The 4,432-nt window shown below is 40.6% G+C and carries 3 protein-coding genes and 3 pseudogenes; 5 read left to right on the forward strand and 1 reads right to left on the reverse strand.

Annotated features, from left to right (window positions below):
• A pseudogene (locus tag O9332_RS06100) lies at window positions 1-102 on the forward strand (IS200/IS605 family transposase); the annotation flags it as partial.
• Here the strand turns inward: O9332_RS06100 and O9332_RS06105 are convergent.
• Window positions 93-2,801: pseudogene (locus tag O9332_RS06105) on the reverse strand (plasmid replication protein, CyRepA1 family); the annotation flags it as partial. The pseudogenes O9332_RS06100 and O9332_RS06105 overlap by 10 nt on opposite strands.
• Before the next feature lie 336 nt (window positions 2,802-3,137).
• Between O9332_RS06105 and O9332_RS06110 the strand changes: the two are divergent.
• The 4 genes and pseudogenes from O9332_RS06110 (at window position 3,138) to O9332_RS06125 (ending at window position 4,286) form a co-directional block, all read left to right on the forward strand.
• Complete coding sequence (locus O9332_RS06110; protein WP_423251354.1) at window positions 3,138-3,269, forward strand: hypothetical protein; 132 nt, start codon at window positions 3,138-3,140, stop codon at window positions 3,267-3,269.
• 52 nt (window positions 3,270-3,321) lie between these two features.
• Window positions 3,322-3,501, forward strand: a complete 180-nt coding sequence (locus O9332_RS06115) for a PEP-CTERM sorting domain-containing protein (RefSeq protein ID WP_223212949.1) — start codon at window positions 3,322-3,324, stop codon at window positions 3,499-3,501.
• A 255-nt stretch (window positions 3,502-3,756) separates the two neighbouring features.
• Entirely contained in the window at window positions 3,757-4,008 is a 252-nt protein-coding gene (locus O9332_RS06120; protein WP_288024270.1) for a hypothetical protein, read from the forward strand.
• Between the two features lie 29 nt (window positions 4,009-4,037).
• Window positions 4,038-4,286, forward strand: a pseudogene (locus O9332_RS06125) (Txe/YoeB family addiction module toxin).
• Window positions 4,287-4,432: the final 146 nt, after the last annotated feature.

A 4,432-nucleotide genomic window follows, 5' to 3' on the forward strand; every position in this document is an offset into this window, starting at 1 on the left:
GTAGGAAAGCATGGGGATGAAGGTATGATAGCGAGATATGTAAAAGAACAAGATAAAGAATACCTGCAGCTACACCAAAATCTACAATTGAGTCTATTTTGATTCTGATACCCCGTCCGCTTGCGGCGGGGTAGTTCATTGGCGATTTCGGCCATTTTTTGTAAATCGGCATCATGATTAGTTAATTCTCTTTCAGGGTTAGCTAATAATACGGGAATTCCCAACACTTCTAACGTCCCGATAATCACTCCTAATTGACTACCATTAAAATCGGGAATAAATAAACTTCCCTGACCTGATTCTATCAGTTTACGGGCAATTAAAGCATCTCGATCGCACAAAAATTGTCGCCCAATTGTCAAAAAGTAATGTAGGCGTAGTTCTTGATACCATCCCTGATCATCTTTAATCACTAATTGCGGTGTGACGGGGATTCCATAGCGTTTGTATAGGTCATATTTCCTGATAATTCTCCTTTCTTTCACTGACTTAATTAACTGTTTTTTTAGCCAACGATATTCTGATTCCGTGATCTCGTCTGCGCTGGCAATTTCCTCGCATTCAGAACGATAATTATGTTCCCTAATTTCCTCAATTGCTGCCGTTAACTGATTATTTATTTCTAGTTCTTCTTCCTGATTCCGTTCTTTAATTCTATGACCTTCTGCTTGTAAAATACCTAGAATTGACTGACGATAATTAAGCATATAAGCATTTACTCGCACAGCCATTTTTGCCCAGCAGAGGAGAGATTCCGCTTGAAAAGTTGTATCTAAATCCTCCAGAGATTCTAAATCTGACTGGTGTAATAAGCGAATATTAACCTCCGTTAGTCGGTGTCCAGAGGTGAGAAGTTTGGGGATAGAAGTGGAACCATTGCCCACCTGATTAAATCCGTACACTGCTGACCAAATATAACGAGGAATATTCTCTCTAATTCTCCCTAAAAATTGAACGATAGAAGTGGGAGTTTGAATCCCCTGTGCTAAAAACCAAACCGAGGTAAAGTGTTGCTGAATATCAATACTAATTCCCGTTTCGATCGCAGGACTAGCTAGAACTATATCATAGTTAAGCAACAATTGATTTAAATTGCCAATCGCCTCATAGGCAGCGTGACTAGAATCTTGCAATGACTCTGAGTCTATCCGCAAAATTTTCTTCTGGGGAAATTGCTTTCTTAGATAAAATTCTAGGGTAATTGTCCCCCATTTACTGGTTAACTTTTGTGCTGACAGACAAACAAAAGGTTTTCCTCCCTCTTTAATATGTTTGACTAAATCATTAACTAGCTGTTGGGGAGTATTATCAGAGTAGTTATAAACTCGCCAAGCTTCCTTATAATTAGGTTTCCAATCGTTACTAATTAAAAAATTTTCTAGTTTAATCGCCGCTAGAGAAGTTAAGTATTCTAGGGAAATATCACTTAAATCAGCATCGGCAACTAGGACTTTGCCCCCACTGCTGACCACAGTTTGCAGCAGGGACTTTAGGGATCTTAAAATTGCCACACGATTAGTTTTACAAGTATCCCCATTTAACCCATGCCATAGAACCTGTTCGATCTCATCGATAATAATGATAGCTTCTCGCCAATCTTCCGCTTGAAATTTAGCTTGTGATTGGGGATGGAGAGAGTCAATACATAAACCATAACCGTAAATTTGTGCCGCAGGATTGTCCCTAACTTGACTGATATAGTTTAAACCAAAGCGTTGACATAACTCCTCCACCAGTTTCACCCGATGACCGATAACTAAAACTTTTTGTTGATTGGCAATAGCCTGTTTAACTATCTTGGCTAAAAACTCAGTTTTCCCCGTACCTTTAGCCGATTTAATCGCCATTAACTGCGCTGATGTAGGGATGGCAATATCTGGCAAGTAACGGCTATTTAACTCTAGATGAGGTGGGAGAGTTAAACTATTTAAACTCGCTGCCTTCCAAATTTCCCAAGAGGTAGCTTTTTGATAGACTTGTTGGAAGTAATCTTCCCCTCGATTGATTAGTAAATCATCCACCCCTTTACCATCAGCAGCATCCCAAGTAACCACCTTTACCTCACAGTTAGCCTGACTGAATAGATAACCCATTCTCTGTAAAGCTAAATTAACCGCTTGTTGGGTTTTTGGTTTAGTTTCTTGATCAAAAACTAGATAAATCTTTCGTCCGGAATTAGCTAATTTTTCCAGCTGCGGAATTAGATGAGATTTGCCGATTCTCCTACCTAGTTCGTCCTTGGGAGTACGATAACCATTGTGAATCCCTGGTAAGGCAATTGTCACATAACCTGCTGTTAGTAATGCCCCCGCTTTTTTCGCTCCTTCCGTAAGACAAATAGGTATCTCTGGATGTTTGATTACCCAAGACCAAAAACCGAGATCCTCTTGCTTATTATCCACTTCTTCAGTTAAAATATTAATACTGATAGACTGGGCTATCCTTTGCCAAATTTTCAGGGGAACCCGCAAAGCAAAGACTCCCGTAGGGGTTTGGGGGGGATGTTCGTACTTAATCGGTTTAGCCTTATCGAAGCTTAAACGGGGAAAATCGGGCTTAAAACAGCCCCAAAGGTCATAATTACCAGTTAATAAGTCAATTCCTGAACACCACCAACCGCCTTGACTGGTATGTTCATAACGCTTGAGAATACTATCCCTAACCCTGCCATCATTGCGTCGCGGTAATTCTTGGGAGTAGAGTAGGTATTCACTGGGAGATAACCCCGCTAAACTGGTGACATTGAGATGGATTAACTCCGCGTCCACCCCGCTACCACGCCATTCTTCTAAATATTTCATCCTTGTCCTCTACTGGCTAGACGCTATATATAGCGTTTTTGTCCTATTATTCTAGCGGTAAGCCACTAAATAGCGAAAAGAGAAATTTTACTCTCTCAGAGGTTCTCGGAGGAAATTTGACTTTTAATCCACTCTTGTCTTAGATTATCGAAAAGTTAAGTAGTCGTGCAAAAGGAGACAGGAGACAGGCTTCGGCCGTGAGATCAGGCTTCGACGGTGAGCTCAGCCGGTAGTGATCCGATAGTAGTGGCGTAGCTCTCTTGCTTATCTAGCCTGAGTTGTAAAGATTCACAAGCTTCAATATTTCGTTGTCCTAAATGGGGTTCTTGCCATACCATCAAAAATGGTTCTACACATAATGGCAAACCAAAACGTAAGGGTAAAGATTGTGGTCGTCAGTTTGTAATTAATCCTAGTAATAAAACCGTCTCTAACGAAAACAAAAAATTAATAGTTTGGGATCAATAGCTCGGGTAATTTCACATTCACGGCAACCAGTGGTCAAAGCACTCTTGAGATTTTGGGAATACTTGGGACTCCTAACGATAGTTCTGATATTGCCTTTGATGATTTAATAGTGAGTACCGTAGCCGTACCCGTACCCGAATCTGAACCTCTAGCCATGTTAGGTTTAGTAACCGTTATCGGATTCGGTACCGGCTTGCGGCGGAAACTTGCTAAGAATAGTCAGAAAAAATAAGTCCCGCAAAAATAAGAAAAAGGGACAGAAATAACCTTGATCCTATTCCTTTTGTCTCGTGCCAAGGTTCTACATTGGCACGAGAAAGGGGAGGATATCCCTCCCTTCCTTGATGGGTTACACAAAAGCTAGAACCTCTGGAAATGCGTTGCAAGGGATACCCTGGCAACGAGGTAAGACTATACAGAAACGAGAAGAGCCAAGTTATCGTTGAAACTGCTATAATTAGTAAAATCTCAAGAATAGTAAAATTATATGAATGCACTGAAATACCAAACAATCATCAAAAATGGTCAACTTAGTTTACCTCCCCTCGACTTACCAGAAGGAACAGTGGTCGAAGCGATTTTATTGATTAAAGAAGCTGCTGAAATGGATGAAACAGACTATCTGCTTTCCACAGAAGCTAACCGTCAACATCTCCAAGAGGCAAGAGAATCTCTTAAAAATCCTGATAGTTATATTTATGTAGATGCTGCTAACTTATCAGGAAAGTCGCCTTTCTAACCCGAAGTTTTGATGAGTTTAACCAATGGGTGATCGCAGATAAAAAAGTTGACGCTAAAATTGTCAGCCTTATTAAAGATGTTCAAAGAGAGCCTTTTTCTGGATTAGGAAAACCAGAAGCATTAAAACATGAACTATCAGGATTATAGTCACGACGCATTACAAAAGAACATCGCCTAGTTTATAGCGTGTCTGATCAAGAAATTGGGCGTTGTCAAATTGAAACCCACATTCCGCACCCTAAGTGTCACAACGTCTCAAAAGAGGAAGATGCCTGAGTCAAAATACTTATCTAGAGGAGTGAGTTGGCGGCAAGCTGCCACCAACTAAGCCGAAAATTTCAGGGTTCCCCCAGTCATTCGCAATAAACAGTGCTTATTGAGAATGACTAGGCAATCAGACTTAACATCTAGGGGGAGATGTT

The organism is Microcystis sp. LE19-10.1B, from assembly GCF_027530565.1.
Lineage (GTDB): Bacteria > Cyanobacteriota > Cyanobacteriia > Cyanobacteriales > Microcystaceae > Microcystis > Microcystis aeruginosa.